This window comes from Mesorhizobium sp. B4-1-3, from assembly GCF_006439355.1.
GTDB lineage: Bacteria > Pseudomonadota > Alphaproteobacteria > Rhizobiales > Rhizobiaceae > Mesorhizobium.
Map to the genome: position 1 here is coordinate 84,377 of NZ_VFTG01000001.1, position 17,083 is coordinate 101,459.

The 17,083-nt window shown below is 65.2% G+C and carries 16 protein-coding genes; 8 read left to right on the top strand and 8 right to left on the bottom strand.

Annotated features, from left to right (window positions below; genetic code table 11):
• Positions 1 to 14 precede the first annotated feature (14 nt).
• The 3 genes from FJW06_RS00405 to FJW06_RS00415 form a co-directional block, all read right to left on the bottom strand.
• Positions 15 to 1,319: an RsmB/NOP family class I SAM-dependent RNA methyltransferase gene (locus FJW06_RS00405; protein WP_210238945.1), complete on the bottom strand. Its 1,305-nt coding sequence runs from the start codon at positions 1,317 to 1,319 to the stop codon at positions 15 to 17.
• A 114-nt stretch (positions 1,320 to 1,433) separates the two neighbouring features.
• A complete protein-coding gene (locus FJW06_RS00410) occupies positions 1,434 to 2,189 on the bottom strand; it encodes an SDR family NAD(P)-dependent oxidoreductase (protein ID WP_246674485.1) in 756 nt (251 codons plus the stop codon).
• Positions 2,190 to 2,211: 22 nt separating this feature from the next.
• Positions 2,212 to 2,982, bottom strand: coding sequence for an SDR family oxidoreductase (locus FJW06_RS00415; RefSeq protein WP_140746310.1), 771 nt, complete (start codon positions 2,980 to 2,982; stop codon positions 2,212 to 2,214).
• Between the two features lie 413 nt (positions 2,983 to 3,395).
• Here FJW06_RS00415 and FJW06_RS00420 point away from each other — a divergent pair, with 413 nt between their 5' ends.
• Both FJW06_RS00420 and FJW06_RS00425 read left to right on the top strand, forming a co-directional pair.
• Positions 3,396 to 4,262: a hypothetical protein gene (locus FJW06_RS00420; RefSeq protein WP_140746313.1), complete on the top strand. Its 867-nt coding sequence runs from the start codon at positions 3,396 to 3,398 to the stop codon at positions 4,260 to 4,262.
• A gap of 119 nt (positions 4,263 to 4,381) precedes the next feature.
• Positions 4,382 to 4,570 (top strand): hypothetical protein, encoded by a 189-nt coding sequence (locus FJW06_RS00425; protein WP_181178098.1) that lies wholly within the window; start codon positions 4,382 to 4,384, stop codon positions 4,568 to 4,570.
• Between the two features lie 156 nt (positions 4,571 to 4,726).
• On the opposite strand, the gene FJW06_RS00430 is transcribed toward FJW06_RS00425, so the two are convergent.
• On the bottom strand, positions 4,727 to 5,929 hold the full coding sequence (locus FJW06_RS00430; RefSeq protein WP_140746316.1) for an ROK family transcriptional regulator: 1,203 nt from the start codon (positions 5,927 to 5,929) through the stop codon (positions 4,727 to 4,729).
• A gap of 213 nt (positions 5,930 to 6,142) precedes the next feature.
• Between FJW06_RS00430 and FJW06_RS00435 the strand changes: the two genes are divergently transcribed.
• From FJW06_RS00435 to ugpC, 6 genes are all read left to right on the top strand, one after another.
• A complete protein-coding gene (locus FJW06_RS00435; protein ID WP_140746319.1) occupies positions 6,143 to 7,381 on the top strand; it encodes an extracellular solute-binding protein in 1,239 nt (412 codons plus the stop codon).
• A gap of 189 nt (positions 7,382 to 7,570) precedes the next feature.
• The gene (locus tag FJW06_RS00440; RefSeq protein WP_140746322.1) at positions 7,571 to 8,455 is read left to right on the top strand and encodes a sugar ABC transporter permease; all 885 of its coding nucleotides are present in this window, start codon (positions 7,571 to 7,573) and stop codon (positions 8,453 to 8,455) included.
• Positions 8,455 to 9,300, top strand: coding sequence for a carbohydrate ABC transporter permease (locus tag FJW06_RS00445; RefSeq protein ID WP_140746325.1), 846 nt, complete (start codon positions 8,455 to 8,457; stop codon positions 9,298 to 9,300). Before FJW06_RS00440 ends, FJW06_RS00445 begins: the two co-directional genes overlap by 1 nt.
• Positions 9,301 to 9,302: 2 nt before the next feature.
• The gene (locus FJW06_RS00450; RefSeq protein ID WP_140746328.1) at positions 9,303 to 10,319 is read left to right on the top strand and encodes an SIS domain-containing protein; all 1,017 of its coding nucleotides are present in this window, start codon (positions 9,303 to 9,305) and stop codon (positions 10,317 to 10,319) included.
• Complete coding sequence (locus FJW06_RS00455; RefSeq protein WP_140747646.1) at positions 10,319 to 11,257, top strand: PfkB family carbohydrate kinase; 939 nt, start codon at positions 10,319 to 10,321, stop codon at positions 11,255 to 11,257. Before FJW06_RS00450 ends, FJW06_RS00455 begins: the two co-directional genes overlap by 1 nt.
• Positions 11,244 to 12,320, top strand: coding sequence for a sn-glycerol-3-phosphate ABC transporter ATP-binding protein UgpC (gene ugpC, locus FJW06_RS00460; protein WP_140746331.1), 1,077 nt, complete (start codon positions 11,244 to 11,246; stop codon positions 12,318 to 12,320). Before FJW06_RS00455 ends, ugpC begins: the two co-directional genes overlap by 14 nt.
• A gap of 50 nt (positions 12,321 to 12,370) precedes the next feature.
• On the opposite strand, the gene FJW06_RS00465 is transcribed toward ugpC, so the two are convergent.
• From FJW06_RS00465 to FJW06_RS00480, 4 genes are all read right to left on the bottom strand, one after another.
• Positions 12,371 to 13,885, bottom strand: a complete 1,515-nt coding sequence (locus FJW06_RS00465) for an aldehyde dehydrogenase family protein (protein WP_140746334.1) — start codon at positions 13,883 to 13,885, stop codon at positions 12,371 to 12,373.
• Positions 13,886 to 14,211: 326 nt separating this feature from the next.
• Positions 14,212 to 15,486: an RNA polymerase sigma factor gene (locus tag FJW06_RS00470; RefSeq protein WP_140746337.1), complete on the bottom strand. Its 1,275-nt coding sequence runs from the start codon at positions 15,484 to 15,486 to the stop codon at positions 14,212 to 14,214.
• Positions 15,483 to 15,857 carry a YciI family protein gene (locus FJW06_RS00475; RefSeq protein ID WP_140746339.1) on the bottom strand — a complete coding sequence of 125 codons (375 nt, stop codon included), beginning with the start codon at positions 15,855 to 15,857 and terminating at the stop codon, positions 15,483 to 15,485. Before FJW06_RS00475 ends, FJW06_RS00470 begins: the two co-directional genes overlap by 4 nt.
• A gap of 111 nt (positions 15,858 to 15,968) precedes the next feature.
• Positions 15,969 to 17,060 carry a DNA topoisomerase IB gene (locus tag FJW06_RS00480; protein ID WP_140746342.1) on the bottom strand — a complete coding sequence of 364 codons (1,092 nt, stop codon included), beginning with the start codon at positions 17,058 to 17,060 and terminating at the stop codon, positions 15,969 to 15,971.
• Positions 17,061 to 17,083: the final 23 nt, after the last annotated feature.

Below are 17,083 nucleotides of genomic sequence, written 5' to 3' on the forward strand. Positions count from 1 at the left end.
CCCCATTCGGACATTCAAAAAATGGACCGCGAACGGCTATGGGCGGCCGCGCCTGGGAGCGCGCCTCCCCGCTGCATGACGGCGGCGAAGAAGCCGTCAGTGTCGTTGCGTGCGGGCGTCAGCGACAGGTAGTCGGAATGGGCTGAATTCGTCAGCTGCGGCGCGGCCTCGTCAAGCGGCACGGCGCGAAAAGCGGGATGCGCCGCAAGGAAAGCGGCCACCTGCTCCTCATTCTCTTCCGACAGCATGGAGCATGTCGCGTAGACCAGCCGTCCGCCGGGCTTCACCAGGCGCGCTGCGCTCGACAGGATGCGGGCTTGCAGCGACACGAGCTTGTCCAGGCCCTGTTCCTCCGGCGCCCGCCAACGCGCGTCGGGATTGCGTCGCCACGTGCCGGTGCCGCTGCATGGCGCGTCGACCAGCACGCGATCGAAACCAGCCTTGTGGCGCTTGATCCATCGATCTGTCTCGCTGGCCAGAAGCCGCGTCTCGATATTGTGCAATCCTGCCTGCCGGAAGCGCTCGGCGTCGCGCTTCAAACGGCCTTCCATGACGTCGCAGGCGACAACATAGCCCTTGTTGTTCATCTGCGCGGCGATGGCCAGCGTCTTGCCGCCGGCTCCGGCGCAGAAATCGACCACGCGCTCGCCCGGCCGGGCATCGACCAGCATGGCGACAAGCTGCGAGCCCTCGTCCTGGATCTCGACCTCGCCTTTCTTCAGCATCGGCAGGCTGGCCAACGAGGGGCGCTCATGCACACGAATGCCGTAAGGAGCCATGACCGACGGCTGCGCCTGCAAGCCGAGATCCTTCAACGCGCCAAGCATGGCCTCGCGCGTCGACTTGATCGGATTGACGCGCAGGTCAAGCGGCGCCGGCGTCAAAAGCGCGGCCATCTCTTGGCCGAACGCTTCCCCGAAACGGCGCCGCAGCGGATCCGCCGCCCAGGGCGGACATTCGAGGCGCACCTCTTCCGGCATGCCGGGATGGTCGATCGTGGATCCCTGCAATCTGACCAGCAGCGCGTGCTCGTGACCCGTCAGGATGGCAGGCGCGAATTTCACGCCATTGAACAAGCGTTCGATCTGATCGGGCGTCCTGCTTTCCTTGAGCGTCAGCCATGCAAGCAGCCGGTTGCGGGGCTTGTCCTCGCGCCCATGCCTGGCCAGCCACCAGCCAAGCCGCGCATGATGCCGCAGGAGCGCATAGAGCAACTCCAGAATCTGGCCACGGTCTCTGTCGCCGATATGGCGCCGGGCCCGAAACCACGCCGAAACGACGGCATCCGCGGGACGCGCGATGCTGTCGACTTCATGCATAAGTTCGATTGTGGCTTGCAGGCGGGCGGCAGGGGTCACGGAACGGCGATCAGGCTGAAAAAACGCCTGTATAATCGACAGAGCTGCTCCTGACCATTGTTCGCGTCCCGGGGCTCATCCCTTACGTTCCTGCAGGATGTTGCCGCCATCCACGACGAGGACGGCGCCGTTGACATAGCTCGCCGCGTCGGAGGCCAGGAACAGCACGGCGGCCGCTACTTCCGCGGGGCTGCCGGCGCGGCCGAGTGGCGTGTTCTGCGCGGCGACGAGCTCTTCGGGCGTCGAGGCGCCCGTCGCGATCCACCCCGGCGCCACGGCGTTGACCGTGACGCCGCTGCGGCCGACCTCCAGGGCAAGCGCATGTGTCAGCCCGATCATGCCGGCCTTGGCCGCGGAATAGGCCGCCTCGCCTTCGTTGGACACATATGGGCCCGTCACCGATGCCATGTTGACGACGCGCCCATGACCGCGCTGCACCATGCCGGCCAGGAATCCGCGCGTGCTCAAGAAGGCGGTCTTCAGGCTGACATCGATGCCGCGGTCCCAGTCGCTTTCGCTGAGGTCGAGAAACCGGCGCTGCAATGCCGGCTGGGCGACGGTGCCCATCCCGGCATTGTTGACGAGGATGTCGATCTCGCCGGCCTCGGAGCGCAAACGCTCGACGTCGCCGGAGAGCGTCAGGTCGGCCACCAAAGCGCTTATATCGAGCCCTTCCCCCCGCAATTCCTGTGCCCGTTGCTCGACGCGAGCGGACGAGGCGGTGATGACGACGGAAAGACCGGCTTCGCCCAGCGCCCGCGCGGTCGCGATGCCGATGCCGTCGGCGGCGCCCGCGCCTGTTACCAACGCCCTGCGGGATTTGAGGAACACGTTCATTTCCACCCCACGACGCTCAATAACCGGCACTGACGCCGAAATCGATCGAAAGCGCGGCTCCGGTGATCGGCGCCGCGCCCGGCTGGCAAAGATAGTGGATGAAGGAAGCGATCTCTTCCACCCGGATGAACCTTGCTTTGTCGCCCTGCGGATAGTGCCCGAGAAGCCGGCGCTTGTAGCCGTCGGGATCGTCTCCGCCATAAGTCCTGGCCTGATATTCGATCATCGGTGTCGCCGTGTCGCCGGGACAGACGGCATTGACCCTGATGCCTTGCGGGGCGAGTTCCAGGGCGAGAGCCTTGGTCAAGAGCACCAGCCCGCCTTTCGACGCGCAATAGACGGAAGCCCCGTTGTTGCCGACGATGCCGGCGTCGGAGGCGATGTTGACGATCACACCCTGCGCTGCCGCCAGATGCGGGATGGCCACCGAGATCAGGAAGAAGGCGCCCTTGAGGTTGACGTCGAGCACCAGATCCCACTGCTCTTCTGCAACCGCGCTCGCCGGCCCTTCGAGCCAGACACCGGCGGCATTGACAAGGATGTCTATCGCGCCGCCCCAGTCCCTGGCCTTGCCCACCACGTCGCGGCAGGCGGCGACGGAGCGAATGTCGAGCGGCAGGCCGATCGCCTCCGCCCCCGTCGCCGCGATCGTCGCGACGGCGGCGTCGAGCTTGGGGCCGGCGAGATCGGCAAGCGCGATCCGCTCGCCGTCAGCCGCGAAACGCAGCCCGGTCGCGAGACCCATTCCCCCGGCGCCGCCGGCGATCAGAACAGTCCTGCCAGCCATTCGCTAACCTCCATGAAACGCAGTTGGCAAGGCAACCACGTCATCGGACCATGTCGCATGGACCAGCCGGGCAAAACAATGGTCTCAGCACGTCGTGCCGCGTGCGATCCGGCGGCCTGCAGCATGGCCGTGAATTGAACTTGACCGGCCGGTACATCGATATGCAGTGCCTCGCCGGCGGTCGCGTCCGCGAGATCCCCCGTTGCCGGGGCTCAGGTCCGCCGGGAGTCGTCAAATCAACCCAGGGCTGCAGGCCCGAGTATTATCGGACGGGTTTCCCAAACCGATGCAAAGAGTTAGCAAGAAATTCACCGGGTAGTCGTTCTTTGTTCCAATGGGCAACTGGACATGGCCGGCGAAGATTGGGAACCTTCATTTGTCGTTGCTTGGAATCGCATGGAGTGCCGCAGGAAATGCCGTTGAGTGCCGCAGAGATCGCCCGTCATCCGGCAGCGCTTCGCGGTGTGCAGGAGCAGGCCAAGGCGCTCATCCATATTTACGAAACGAGCCCGCGGCTGGCCGCCGTCTTTGCCACCCAGCAGCGCTGGCTGCTCGGTCATGCCGGCCTTGCGCTGCATTTCCGGCGCGACCCCAACGACCGCCGCACCGAAATGACGATGGCGCGCTTCATCGAACTCGTGCGCCGCCATTCGGTGGCCAGCCGCAACACCGCCGAGGCCTTCGTCAAGGAGATGCTGCACTACAACGTCGCCGAGTACATTTCGCCCAGCGGCGATGGCCGCGCCCACCCCATACAGGTCACGCGGGGCACCATAGAGACCTTCACCGGCTGGATTTACGCGCATCTGAGAACGCTCGACCACATAGACGGCGCAAACCGGCTGGAAACCTTCCTCGACCGGCCCGAAATGCTGCCCACCCTGCAGCCGCTGATCGCAGACGGGTTGCTCACCAGCGACGGCGTGCGGGAGCCCGGACCGACTTTCTCGTTGTTTATCTGGCTGAACAACGGCGGCATCGTCATGGACTGGCTGATGTGCGGGATCGAACCCGACGACGCCCATCTCGACAGGATACCGACCGGCGTCATCTCGGTCAGCGAATTCGCGCACTGGCTGAAGCTCTCGCGCACCCATCTGGCGCGCAAACTCCATGATGCCGAGGCGCTCGGCAGCATCGGCTGGGTCGGCCAGCGCGGTCATTCCGTGATGTGGGTTTCAAGGGCCTTCTTCGATGAATACATGGCCGTCCAGGCGTCGAAGCTCGCCGTCGTCGACGAGGCCTTCGAAGCCTGCCTCTCGGCCCTGAAAGGGCGTTGACCACCGGAACCCGGGCACGGCCTCGCGCAAAACCGCCCCCGCGCTGGCGAGTGCCGGCCAAAGCTGCTATCCGCAACGTGCGAGCATACGGCATCTTTGGGTAGAAGCTGGAGGATGCGTTGACCTACGAAGACATTGCCGGTCACCCGGCATTGCCCGCTTGCGGGCGCGCACAAGCCTTGGCGATGCAACAGGCCTATCAAGGAAACCCGCGGGCCTCCTCGGTCTTTGCCACCCAGCGCTGGCTGATGGCCCATATCGGTCTTGCCTTGTATTTTCGCAGGGACCCCAGTGACGCAAGGAACTGACGGCGGCGCGTTTGTCGACGTCACCGTTCAGCATGCCGTGGCAAGCCGGAACACGGCTACGGCGAATACGTCATCGCCCAAGCGGTCAAGCTCGCCACGTCGACGCGGCCTTCGCCGCCAGCATGACGCAAGCGACCGACTGATCGTAAGGCACTTCTATCCGGCCTTCAGGATAGCGGAGAAACGCGGATCGAAGGCCCGGCTGATCGGCTCGGCCGCGGCGCCCACCGCGATCGCCCAGGGATCGGTGCTGCCGAGCTGCAGCCGCGGCAGGCGCCGGACGGGCCGGTCCGCGATCGAGGGCAGCAGCGGGTGCATGGCCTGAAGCAGCAGCCGGGCCAGCGCCTCGGGCGCGCTGCTGGTGAGGATAACGGTTTGCGGGTCGAAGATCGTCTCAATCAGATGCACGCTCCAGCGTAGGTCGGACGCGGCCCTTTCGACCCAGCTTATGACCCTCGGGTCTTGTGCGAGCGCCAGCGCGCCGAGCGCTTCGTAAAGCCCACTCTCGGTGGGGTCGAGCCCAAGATGCTGGTAGAGCGAGGCGAGCGAGGCGCGGTGCTCCAACGGCGTGGAGCCGGGACCGGCCGGCGACAGCAATGCCCTGCCGATCTCGCCGGCATTGCCGTTGCCGCCGTTGTAGAGCTCGCCGTTCAGGATAAGCCCCGCGGCGATGCCATAGCCGACATAAAGGCAGACCGCATGATCGACGCCATGCGCGGCGCCGACGATGCGCTCTGCCGTGGCGCACGCAGCGGCGTCGTTCTGCAGCCCGACATTCAATCCGGTGCCGGCGGCAAGCGTCTCAAGCAGCGGGAATTGCTGCCAGGCGGGCATCATCCATTTGTCGTCGGACTCCTTCAGCCCGAACGGTCCCGGCATGGCCACGCCAAGGCCGACCAACCGCCGTTCGAACTGCGCGGAAATGCCGGCCAGCTCGCGCCTGACATCCGCGACGAGACCAAGGATGGCCTGGACGCCGGGAGACGGCTCATCGAGCCGCAGACCCGCGTCGGCGCGTGCGATCACCTTGCCGACGAGATCGACCACCACCACCCGCGTCAGATGCCTGTCGATCTGCAGCCCAATGGCAAAAGCACCCTCGGGAACCAGCCGATAGGGCGTGAAGGGCTGCCCCCTGCCCTTGCGCACCGCATTGAGGGCCACGACCAGGCCGTCCCGCTCGAGATCCTCGACGATGTTGGAGACAGCCTGCTTGGTGAGCTGTGTCGCCCGCGCCAGGTCGGCGCGCGACAGCGCGCCGTTGAGCCGCAGCGCCTCGATCATGACGCGGCGGTTATGCGCGCTGGTACCCTCCTGGTTGGTGCCGCTCTTGGCACGGATCGGGCTGATGTCGTGCACCGTCGCTTCCCCTCTTGACTCCATTAAAGGATTGATCGACTAATTAAGTCAAGCGAATTGACTTAATAGGTGAGGCCCGCGCGGCTCTACAAAAAGACGGCAAGGCTTTCGGGCTCCGCCGCACGCCGCCGAGGATGGATCCGGTCACGCGAAGCGAATTCGAGGAAGCGGCTGGCCGCCCACTCGCAGCTGTCTAAAATGGGAGAAAGGCAAATGCTGAAATCGATCGGTAAGATACTTCTGGGCGCGGTGTTCGTCGGCGGACTGTTCGTCCCCCACGCCTTCGCCGAAACCACCTTGAACGCGCTCTTCATGGCGCAAGCCGCCTATAGCGAGGCCGACGTGCGCTCCATGACGGAGGCCTTCACCAAGGCCAATCCGGACATCAAGGTCAATCTCGAATTCGTTCCCTATGAAGGCTTGCACGACAAGACCGTGCTCGCCCAAGGATCCGGCGGCGGCTATGACGTGGTGCTGTTCGACGTCATCTGGCCGGCCGAATATGCGACCAACAAGGTGCTGGTCGACGTATCGTCGAAGATTACCGACGACATGAAGAAGGGCGTGCTGCCCGGCGCCTGGAGCACCGTCCAGTATGACGGCAAGTATTACGGCATGCCATGGATCCTCGACACCAAATACCTGTTCTACAACAAGGAGATCCTGGAAAAGGCCGGCATCAAGGCGCCGCCGAAGACCTGGGAAGAGCTCGGCCAGCAGGCCAAGATCATCCAGGACAAGGGCTTGCTGAAGACGCCGATCGCCTGGAGCTGGGCACAGGCCGAAGCCGCGATCTGTGATTACACGACGCTGGTCAGCGCCTATGGCGGCGACTTCCTCAAGGACGGCAAGCCCGACTTCCAGAATGGCGGCGGCGTCTCGGCGCTGAAATACATGGTTGACAGCTACAAATCGGGCCTGACCAATCCGAATTCCAAGGAATTCCTGGAGGAAGACGTCCGCAAGGTGTTCGAGAACGGCGATGCCGCCTTCGCGCTGAACTGGACCTACATGTACAATATGGCCAACGATCCGAAGGACTCGAAGGTCGCCGGCAAGGTCGGCGTCGTGCCCGCGCCGGGCGTTGCCGGCACCAGCGAGGTCTCGGCCGTCAACGGATCGATGGGCCTTGGCATCACGGCGGTGTCGAAGCACCAGGACGAAGCCTGGAAATACATCGAGTTCATGACCTCGCAGGCGACGCAGAACCAGTATGCCAAGCTCTCGCTGCCGATCTGGGCCTCGTCCTATGACGACCCGACCGTCACCAAGGGCCAGGAAGAGCTGATCGCCGCCGCCAAGCTCAGTCTCGCCGCAATGTATCCGCGCCCGACCACGCCGAAATACCAGCAGCTGTCGACGGCGCTGCAGCAGGCGATCCAGGAATCGCTGCTCGGCCAGACGACGCCGGAAGACGCGCTCAAGACCGCCGCCGAAAACAGCGGCCTCTGATCTGGCGTTCCTCGACGCGGGCGGCCTCATCCACGAGCGCCGCCGCCCGTGCTGTTTCCAGAGCAATTCCGGGAAAAGTGTGAAGCGGTTTTCCGTCCGGAATTGCGTTAAAACAAAGAGATAGAGCGGTTCGTCGTTTCCGTGAAACGGTGAACGCTCTGACCGGATGAAGGAAGAGAGGCGCCTCTGATGTCGGGCACCTGGATGACGACTCGCGCGTGGCTGTTGATGCTGCCGCTCCTGGCGATCATGGTCGCCGTTATCGGCTGGCCATTGGTCGATACCGTCAGGCTTTCCTTTACCGACGCTCAACTGGTCGGCACGGCGGGCAACTACGTCGGCTTCGATAATTACGCCAAGATGCTGACGAGCTCGAATTTCACCCGCACGCTGACCACCACCACCTGGTTCGCGGTCATCTCGGTCGCCGCCGAGATGGCGCTCGGCGTGCTTGCTGCACTCCTGCTCAATCAGGAATTCCGCGGCCGCGCCGTCTTGCGCGGGCTGATGATCCTGCCCTGGGCGCTGCCCACCGTCGTCAACGCGACGCTCTGGCGGCTGATCTACAATCCTGAATACGGCGCGCTGAACGCCGCGCTGACGCAGCTCCATATCATAGACGATTATCGCTCCTGGCTGGGTGAGCCAGGCACGGCGCTCGCGGCGCTGATTGTCGCCGACTGCTGGAAGAATTTTCCGCTTGTCGCGCTGATCGCGCTCGCCGCCCTCCAGGCCGTGCCGCGCGACATCACCGCGGCGGCGCTTGTCGACGGCGCCGGGCCGTTCAACCGCTTCCGCTTCGTCATCCTGCCCTATCTCGCCGGTCCGCTGATGGTGGCGCTGGTGCTGCGCACCATCGAGGCCTTCAAGGTCTTCGACATCATCTGGGTGATGACGCGCGGCGGCCCCGCCAACAGCACGCGCTCGCTGTCGATCCTCGTCTACCAGGAAGCCTTCTCCTTCCAGCGCGCCGGCTCCGGCGCCTCGCTGGCGCTGATCGTCACGCTGCTCGTCACCGTGCTCGCCGTCGTCTATGCGACGCTGGTCAAGAAGACCGCCGGGAGCGCAGCCTGATGGAACGCAAGAGCCCGGTCTTCACCGCTTTCATCTATGTCTGCGCCATCCTGCTTGCAGCCGTGATCCTGGCGCCGCTCGCCTGGCTCTTCGTCATGAGCATATCGCCGGCGGCAGATCTTGCCGCCAAGCCGCTGCGCTGGTGGCCGCAGACGGCCGACTTCTCGCGTTACGCGCAGCTTCTGTCGAGGGCCGAGAACAGCGCCGGTGCGGCTTTCACGTCATCGCTACGAAACAGCCTGGAGGTCGCCGGCATGGCGACGCTTGCGGCTGTCGTCCTTGCCGTGCCCGCCGGCTGGGCCGTTTCGCGCACGCCTTCGGTGGGATGGTCGCTGTCGATGGTGATCGCCACCTACATGCTGCCGCCGGTGGCGCTGTCCGTGCCGCTTTACATGGGTCTGTCCTGGCTCGGCCTGCTCAACAACGTCTTCGGGCTGGCGCTGATCTACCTGACCATCCTGGCGCCCTTCACCACCTGGCTGATGAAATCAGGCTTCGATTCCATCCCGCGCGAGATCGAGGCCGCGGCGATGATCGACGGGGCGGGCCTGCTCCAGACGTGGCGCATCATCACCTTGCCGCTGGCCGCGCCCGTGGTGGCGACATCGGCGCTGTTTGCCGTGCTGCTGGCCTGGGACGAATTCTTCTACGCCCTGCTCTTCACGTCGGATCAGCGGGCAAAGACGCTTACCGTCGCCATCGCCGATCTCGCCGGCGGACGCGTCTCCGACTATGGACTGATCGCCACCGCCGGCGTGCTCGCGGCCTTGCCGCCAGTGCTGATCGGCCTCGTCATGCAACGCGCGCTGATCTCGGGTCTGACCAGCGGCGGAGTGAAAGGATAATCATGACTGCGGAAAAGAAACGCCCGGCAGGGCTTGTCGCGATCGACCGCGAAATGGCACGCCAACATGAGGATGCACTGGCCTCCTTCGAGAACAATCGGGAGGCAGCCGCGGAGGTGGCCGCCTCGATCAAGAGGAAGGGCAGGCTCGTCCTGCTCGGCATGGGCGCCTCGCATGCCGTCGCCCGCGCGGTCGAGCCGCTCTATCGCGCGCATGGCATCGACGCCACCGCGCTGCCGCTGTCGGAACAGCTCGGGCAGCCGCTGCCGCTTGAAGGCAGGACGGTCCTCGTCACCTCGCAATCCGGCGAGAGCGCCGAGGTGCTGCGTTGGTTTGCCGAGACCGGCGGTCGCGCCGAAACCTTCGGCCTGACGCTGGAGACTGGTTCCTTCCTCGGCCGCACCGTGCCTTGCCTCGTCGGCGCCGGCGGCACCGAGCTTGCCTTTGCGGCGACCCGTAGCCTGACCGTGAGCTTCGCCCTGCACCTCGCCATCCTAGCCGCGCTTGGCGACGACCCCAGCGCCGCGCTTGCCGCGCTGAAGACCCCGGAAACGGTTGAGATCGATGCGGCGCTTGCCGCGCTCGGCAATGTGGCGACCGTGGTCACATCGGGCCGCAGCCTTCAAGGCGTGGCTGAAGCCCTGGCGCTCGGCTTCACCGAACTGTCGCGTCTGCCTTGTTTCTCGCTCGAAGGCGGCCAGCTGCGCCACGGACCGATGGAGATGCTGGGCCCAAGCATTGGCGTCGTGCTCTTCCGCGGCAACGATCCGACCGCCGACCTCGTCACCGCCATGGCCCTGTCCGTCGTCGAAACCGGCGCGCCGCTGATTGTCTTCGACGCCTCGGGCATGTCGCCGGTCCCGGGCGCCGTCACGTTGAGCTTCACGCCTGCATCCGGATTGGCGGCGATCTTTGCCATGCTGCCGGTGGCGCAACGCCTGATGATCGCCTTCGCCGATTCCCGCGTCGAGAATGCCGGAACGCCGGTGCGCACCACCAAGGTCACTAGGAGCGAATGATGCGGCCGCTCGCGGTGATCGGCAACGTCAATGTCGATCTGATCGTCGGGCCGGTCGCGCCCTGGCCGAAGGCCGGCACCGAGACCGTCGTCGATCACGACGATCTGCGCGTCGGCGGCCAGGCCGGCAACACGGCGCTTGCCTGGCAGGCGCTGGGCATCGCTTTCGAGATCGCCGCCAATCTCGGCGACGACCAGTTCGGGCGCTGGCTGCGCGAGGCATTCGGACGCCGGGCGCAGAAATGGCCGGTTCGTCCCGAAGGCACGACATTGTCGGTCGGCATGACCCATCCGGACGGCGAGCGCACCTTCTTCACGACGCGCGGCCACCTGCCACGCTTCAGCCTCGGCGACGTGCTCTCCGTGCTGGACGGCAATCGGCTTTCCGGCGGCTATGCGCTGCTCTGCGGCTCTTTCCTCACCGACGACCTGACGCGCGATTACGATGCCTTCTTCGACTGGGCCGAGGCGCACCGCATCGCCGTGGCGCTCGACACGGGCTGGCCGATCGACGGCTGGACCGCGGCGAACTGCGCCGCTGCGCGCGGCTGGCTGTCGCGCTGCGAACTGGCGCTCTTCAACGAGGTCGAGACCACGACATTGGCCGGTCTCGGAAGTCCGGCGGAAGCGGCGCGCAAGATCCGCGACGGCATGAGGAATGGCGCGACGGTCGTCGTCAAGCGCGGACCCGACGGCGCGATTGCCATCGGCGCCGACGGCAAATTCATCGAAGTTCCCGCGCCGCGCGTCACCGTCGTCGATACGATCGGCGCCGGCGATGTCTTCAACGCCGCTTTCCTGGCCGCGCTGGTGCAAGGGCGGCCGCTGGAGGACTGCCTCTCCGCCGCCATTCAGGTGGCGTCGCGCGCCATCTCAACCCTGCCCCGCGACTATGGCGGGCCGATCCAATTCGAGGATGCCGCCCATGAGCGCGCTTAAAATCCGCGATGTCCGCAAGAACTACGGCAGCGTCGAGACGCTGAAAGGCATCGACATCGCGCTTGAGAACGGCGAGTTCCTGGTGCTGCTCGGCGCGTCGGGCTGCGGCAAGTCCACCTTGCTCAACATCATCGCCGGTCTCGCCGAAGCAACCAGCGGCGACGTGCTGATCGGCGGCCGTTCGGTGCTTGGCGTGCATCCGAAGAACCGCGACATCGCCATGGTCTTCCAGTCCTACGCGCTTTATCCGAACCTGACGGTGAGCCGCAACATCGGCTTCGGCCTGGAGATGCGCAAGGTTCCCGCCGTCGAGCGCGACAAAGCGGTGCGCGAGACGGCGAAGCTCCTGCAGATCGAGAACCTGCTCGACCGCAAGCCCGGCCAGCTTTCCGGTGGACAGCGCCAGCGCGTCGCTATCGGCCGGGCGCTGGTGCGCAAGCCGCAGGTCTTCCTGTTCGACGAGCCGCTCTCCAACCTCGACGCCAAGCTGCGCATGGAAATGCGCACCGAGCTCAAGCGCCTGCACGAGATGCTCAAGACCACGGTCGTCTACGTCACCCATGACCAGATCGAGGCGATGACGCTGGCAACCCGCATCGCCGTCATGCGCGACGGCCGCATCGAACAACTCGGCACCCCGGAAGAGATCTACAACCAGCCTGCGACGCTCTATGTCGCGGGCTTCGTCGGCGCGCCTTCGATGAATATGCTGGAAGCGACGGTCGAGGACGGCAAGCTCGCAGTCGTCGGCACGGATGCGCGGCTGGCGCTGCCCGCGCGCTATGCGGGAGCGGTCCGCGACGGTGCGAAAGTCGTCGTCGGCATCAGGCCTGAAGCGCTCCGCCTCGGGACGGGCAGCGGCGCCGAACTGTCTCTGCCGGTCGAGATCGATGTCGTCGAGCTGACCGGGCCCGAGCAGGTCACCACCGCCCGGATCGGCGCGCAAAGGCTGACGGCAACCCTGCCGCCGCAGGCCCGCGTTGCGAAGGGCGAGCGATGCGCGTTTGCGTTCGACGAAGACGCGCTTCGCCTGTTCGACCCGGCGACCGGAAAGGCTTTCTGAAGAGCAATATCGAGCGGTTCGGCTTCTCCAAGCCGAACCGCTCGCTTGTTTCAGTCGATATCGAACGAGACACCCTGCGCGAGCGGCAGCGCCTTGGAGAAGTTCACCGTGTTGGTGGCGCGGCGCATATAGGCCTTCCACGCGTCCGAACCGCTCTCGCGGCCGCCGCCCGTCTCCTTCTCGCCGCCGAACGCCCCGCCGATCTCGGCGCCCGAGGTACCGATGTTGACGTTGGCGATGCCGCAGTCCGAGCCGTCGACGCCGAGGAAGCGCTCCGATTCCTGCAGGTCGCGCGTGAAGATCGACGACGAGAGGCCGGCGCCCACCGCATTGTGCTGCTCCAGCGCCTCGTCGAAATCGGTGTATCTCATCACATAAAGGATCGGCGCGAAGGTCTCTTCCGTCACCGGCGAGACCTGGGCTGGCATCTCGACTAGCGCCGGATGCACGTAATAGGCGTCCGGATGGCCGTTCTCGACGCGCGCGCCGCCGGTCACCTTGCCGCCATGCGCCTCGGCCTCCTTCAGCGCCTTCTGCATCTTGTCGAAGGCAGCCTTGTCGATCAGCGGGCCGACCAGCGCCTTGCCTTCCAGCGGATTGCCGACCGAGACGGTCTGATAGGCCTTCTTCAGCCGCGGCAGCAAGGCGTCGTAGACGCTGTCATGCACGAACAAGCGCCTGAGCGTCGTGCAACGCTGGCCGGCGGTGCCCATGGCGCCGAAGGCGATGGCGCGTAGCGCCATGTCGAGATCGGCGGTGGGACAGACGATGCCTGCATTGTTGCCGCCGAGCTCCAGCACGGCGCGGGCAAAGCGCTTGGCGAGTCGCGGACCGACCTCCCGGCCCATTCGGGTCGACCCGGTGGCCGAGACCAGCGGCACCTTCGGATGGTCGACCAGCACCTCGCCGACGGCGCGGTCGCCGATCAGCACCTGGAGCAGCCCTGCCGGAGCGTCAGTGCCGAAGCGCTTGGCGGCGCGCCTGAAGATCGCCTCGCAGGCGAGTGCCGTCAGTGGCGTCTTTTCCGACGGCTTCCACACCACGGCATCGCCGCAGACGAAGGCAAGCGCCGCATTCCACGACCACACCGCGACCGGAAAGTTGAAGGCCGAAATCACGCCGACGACGCCGAGCGGGTGCCAGGTCTCCATCATGCGGTGCCCTGGGCGTTCGGTGGCGATGGTGAGGCCATAGAGCTGGCGGGAAAGACCGACGGCGAAATCGCAGATGTCGATCATCTCCTGGACTTCGCCCAGCCCCTCCGACGGGATCTTGCCGACCTCGATCGACACCAGGCGGCCGAGCGCGTCCTTATGCGCCCGCAGCTCTTCGCCGAGCAGGCGCACCAGTTCGCCGCGCTTCGGGCCTGGCACCAGCCGCCAGGCCTGGAAGGCCTTGTGCGCGGCATCGATGGCCCTGCCGGCGTCGGCCGCCGAGATCGACTTCAGCGCCGCGATCTGCTCGCCCGTCACCGGGCTGCGCACGGCGAGGTCGCCGCCCGACAGCGCATCCCCGGCGACGCCGAGTTTCTCGAGAAGTGAGGCCGTTTCCTTCGCTAATGTCATTCTTTATCCCTTTCACGTTCCGCCTCTACAGGGCGGGGATGGAGCCATGCGCCATGTCCTGGAGGTGCCCTCAGGCACGCCTGGGCGCTTTGATGGCGTGGCATTACTCGTTTCGGGGAAAAACCGCCACCCCGGCATGGTCTAAGGCCGGGCTGCGAAATTGGGCCAGGCCGCGGACAGCCGAGACGAAGGCGTGTTGAGATCCAGGGCAGGCCGAGTCGAAAATGGTGAGTTCGGAGACCCGCAGCGGAGCGTACTAACAGTACGTGAGCACCGGAAGCGCAGGGAGCATTTGCAGGCCGGCCTCACCTGAATATCAACATGCCTTAGCGGGCTTTCTGGATCGACGACTTCCCGGCGCTTTCCTTGATGAGCCGGTCGATGTGCATGCGGATATGCGCCGCCTCGGCGGCGGTATTGGCCAAGGCGATGGCGCGGTCGAAGGCGACGCGCGCCTCCTCGTTGCGGCCAAGCTGCATGAGCAGCCCGCCCCTCAGCCCGAAGAAGTGGAAATAGCCCGACAGCCGCCCTTCCAGCGGCTCGATCATGGCAAGCGCCGCCTCCGGGCCGCGTACCTTGCTGACCGCGACGGCGCGGTTCAGCGTCACCACCGGTGAAGGCTGCATTTGCTCCAGCAGGCCGTAGAGAAGGTCGATCTCGGTCCAGTCGGTATCCTCGGCCGTCGCCGCCCGCGCGTGCAGCGCCGCGATCGCCGCCTGCACCTGATAGGGGCCAGGCTTGCGGTGGCGCAGCGCCTTCTCGACCAGCGCCAGGCCCTCGTCGATCATCTTGCGGCTCCAGAGCGAACGGTCCTGATCCTCGAGCAGGACGATCTCGCCATGCTCGTCGAAACGCGCCGGCGCCCGCGCATGCTGGAGAAGCATCAACGCCGTCAGCCCCATGATTTCTGGTTCCTGCTGGAACAGCCTGAGCAGCAGCCGCGCAAGCCGGATCGCCTCCTCGCAAAGCGGCGCGCGGGCCGGCGCCTCGCCGCCATTGCTCGAATAGCCCTCGTTGAAGATGAGATAGACCATCGCGGCGACCGAGGCGAGCCTTTCCGAGCGCTCGACCGCGCCCGGCGTCTCGAACGGCACGCCGGCGTCGGCAATGCGCGCCTTGGCGCGGGTGATTCGCTGTTCCATGGCGCTCTCGCCGACCAGGAAGGCGCGCGCGATCTGCTTGACGGTGAGGCCGGAGACAATGCGTAGCGCCACCGCGATCTGCTGCGTTGCCGGCAGATCCGGATGGCAGCAGATGAACAGGAGCCGCAGGATGTCGTCGCGATAATGCGCGCCGTCCAGCCGCTCGGCCATGTCGCTCTCTGCGTCCTCCAGATCGGATACCTGGTCCTCTTCCGGCATCGGCGCCTGCTTGGCGCGCTTGCGCACCGCGTCTATGCCGCTGTTGCGGCCGACAAAGATCAGCCAAGCGGCCGGATCGCGCGGCGGCCCGTTCTTTGGCCAGTTCTTGAGCGCCCTCAGGCACGCGTCCTGGAAAGCCTCTTCCGCGGCGTCGAGGTCACGGAAGTAGCGCAGCAGCGCGCCCATCGCCTGCGGACGGGCGTTGCTGATAGCGGTGCTTATCCAGGCGAGATCCGTCATACCGCGACCTTTGTCGGATTGAAGACCGAAACCGGCCGGATCTCGTAGGAGCCGCCGCTCGGATTGACCTCGGAGAGCTCGCGCGCGAATTCGACGGCTTCGTCGAGGTCGTTGCATTCGAGCGTGTAGAAGCCCAGGAACTGTTCCTTGGTCTCGGCGAACGGACCGTCGAGCACGACCGCCTCGCCCTTGACCTTTCTGAGCGTGGTCGCCGCGGTCGTCGGCAAAAGCCGCGCCACGGGCCCTAGCCGGCCGGCCTTGGCGTATTTGTCCTGAACGTCGAGGATCTTCGCCATAACCTCGTCGTCCTGTTCCTTGCTCCAGGAGCAGACGACGTCTTCGGAGGCGTAGCAGAGGATGGCGTAGAGCATGATCTCGTCCTTTCCGTATCAAAGGACGCGACACTAGGACCCTTCCCGACACAAGGTCGATAAAAAAATTTATCGACGGATCACGGACTTGGCGATCTTTGCGCCTGCCTGTCAGGCACCGCGCGCCTGCAGCCACCTGAGCACCAGCGTTTCCTCCTCGTCGAGCCCGGCTATCAGGCGTTTGTGTTTGTTGGCTTCTGCCATTTCGTCAAGCAGGCGCCCTTTGCTCCAGGCCTCGAACACCAGCGGATGAATGTAGCATCTGCGGCAAACCGCCCGGGTGTTTCCCAACCGCTCGGCGACCTTGTCGACGACACTGTTGATTACCCGTTTTTGCTGTGTCTTGCTTTCCGGCAGCTCGGTCGCGGCAAACAGCGACGCAGCATGGATCGTGCCGCCCCAGGTGCGGAAATGCTTGGAGCTGAAGTCGGCGCCGGATGCATCACGGATATAGCGGTTTACGTCCTCCGAGCGCACCGGCCGCCGGTCGCCATTCTCATCGAGATACTGAAACAGCTTCTGTCCCGGCAAATCCTGGGCGCCGCGCACGACCTTGGCTATCCGGCGATCGACCAGCTTCAGCTTCCATTCCTTGCCCGACTTGCCCTTGAAGGCGAAGCGCAGGCTGGATCCGGTGATCTCGACATGGCGGTCACGCAAGGTGGTCAGCCCGAAGCTCTTATTGTCGCGCGCATAAGCCGCGTTGCCGATGCGGATCATGGTGTTGTCGAGCAACCAGACCACCGAGGCGACGACACGCTCCAGAGGCAATCCGTGCCGACGCAGATCGGCATCGATCTGCCGCCTGAGAGCAGGCAGACTTTCGGCGAAGGCGACGAGGCTTGAATATTTGACGCCGTCGCGTTCCTCGGTCCATTGCGGATGATAACGATACTGTTTGCGGCCGCGCTGGTCCCGGCCGGTTGCCTGGATATGGCCGTCCGGATCAGGTGATATCCATACATCCGTCCAGGCGGGCGGGATGACGATCGCCTTGATGCGTGCAAGCGTCGTTTCATCGACGGTTCCGCCATCGGCCCGGACATAAGTGAATCCCGTACCCTTCCTCAATCTGCGGATGCCGGGATCGGCATCTGATACATAGTTGAGCGACGTGCCTTCGGCCGAGGCGCGGGCGCCGTTCCTTCGGGCTTCCTCGTCCCGCGCCGAACGATCCGATGACAATTGTGAATGCTGCAGCATGCCGGCTCCGCGAAATGACCCGT

Coding starts and splice junctions, on each gene's coding strand:
- FJW06_RS00405 (WP_210238945.1), bottom strand. CDS start 1,319: ATGCATGAAGTCGACAGCATCGCGCGTCCCGCGGATGCCGTCGTTTCG.
- FJW06_RS00415 (WP_140746310.1), bottom strand. CDS start 2,982: ATGGCTGGCAGGACTGTTCTGATCGCCGGCGGCGCCGGGGGAATGGGT.
- FJW06_RS00420 (WP_140746313.1), top strand. CDS start 3,396: ATGCCGTTGAGTGCCGCAGAGATCGCCCGTCATCCGGCAGCGCTTCGC.
- FJW06_RS00435 (WP_140746319.1), top strand. CDS start 6,143: ATGCTGAAATCGATCGGTAAGATACTTCTGGGCGCGGTGTTCGTCGGC.
- FJW06_RS00440 (WP_140746322.1), top strand. CDS start 7,571: ATGTCGGGCACCTGGATGACGACTCGCGCGTGGCTGTTGATGCTGCCG.
- FJW06_RS00445 (WP_140746325.1), top strand. CDS start 8,455: ATGGAACGCAAGAGCCCGGTCTTCACCGCTTTCATCTATGTCTGCGCC.
- FJW06_RS00450 (WP_140746328.1), top strand. CDS start 9,303: ATGACTGCGGAAAAGAAACGCCCGGCAGGGCTTGTCGCGATCGACCGC.
- FJW06_RS00455 (WP_140747646.1), top strand. CDS start 10,319: ATGCGGCCGCTCGCGGTGATCGGCAACGTCAATGTCGATCTGATCGTC.
- ugpC (WP_140746331.1), top strand. CDS start 11,244: ATGAGCGCGCTTAAAATCCGCGATGTCCGCAAGAACTACGGCAGCGTC.
- FJW06_RS00465 (WP_140746334.1), bottom strand. CDS start 13,885: ATGACATTAGCGAAGGAAACGGCCTCACTTCTCGAGAAACTCGGCGTC.
- FJW06_RS00470 (WP_140746337.1), bottom strand. CDS start 15,486: ATGACGGATCTCGCCTGGATAAGCACCGCTATCAGCAACGCCCGTCCG.
- FJW06_RS00475 (WP_140746339.1), bottom strand. CDS start 15,857: ATGCTCTACGCCATCCTCTGCTACGCCTCCGAAGACGTCGTCTGCTCC.
- FJW06_RS00480 (WP_140746342.1), bottom strand. CDS start 17,060: ATGCTGCAGCATTCACAATTGTCATCGGATCGTTCGGCGCGGGACGAG.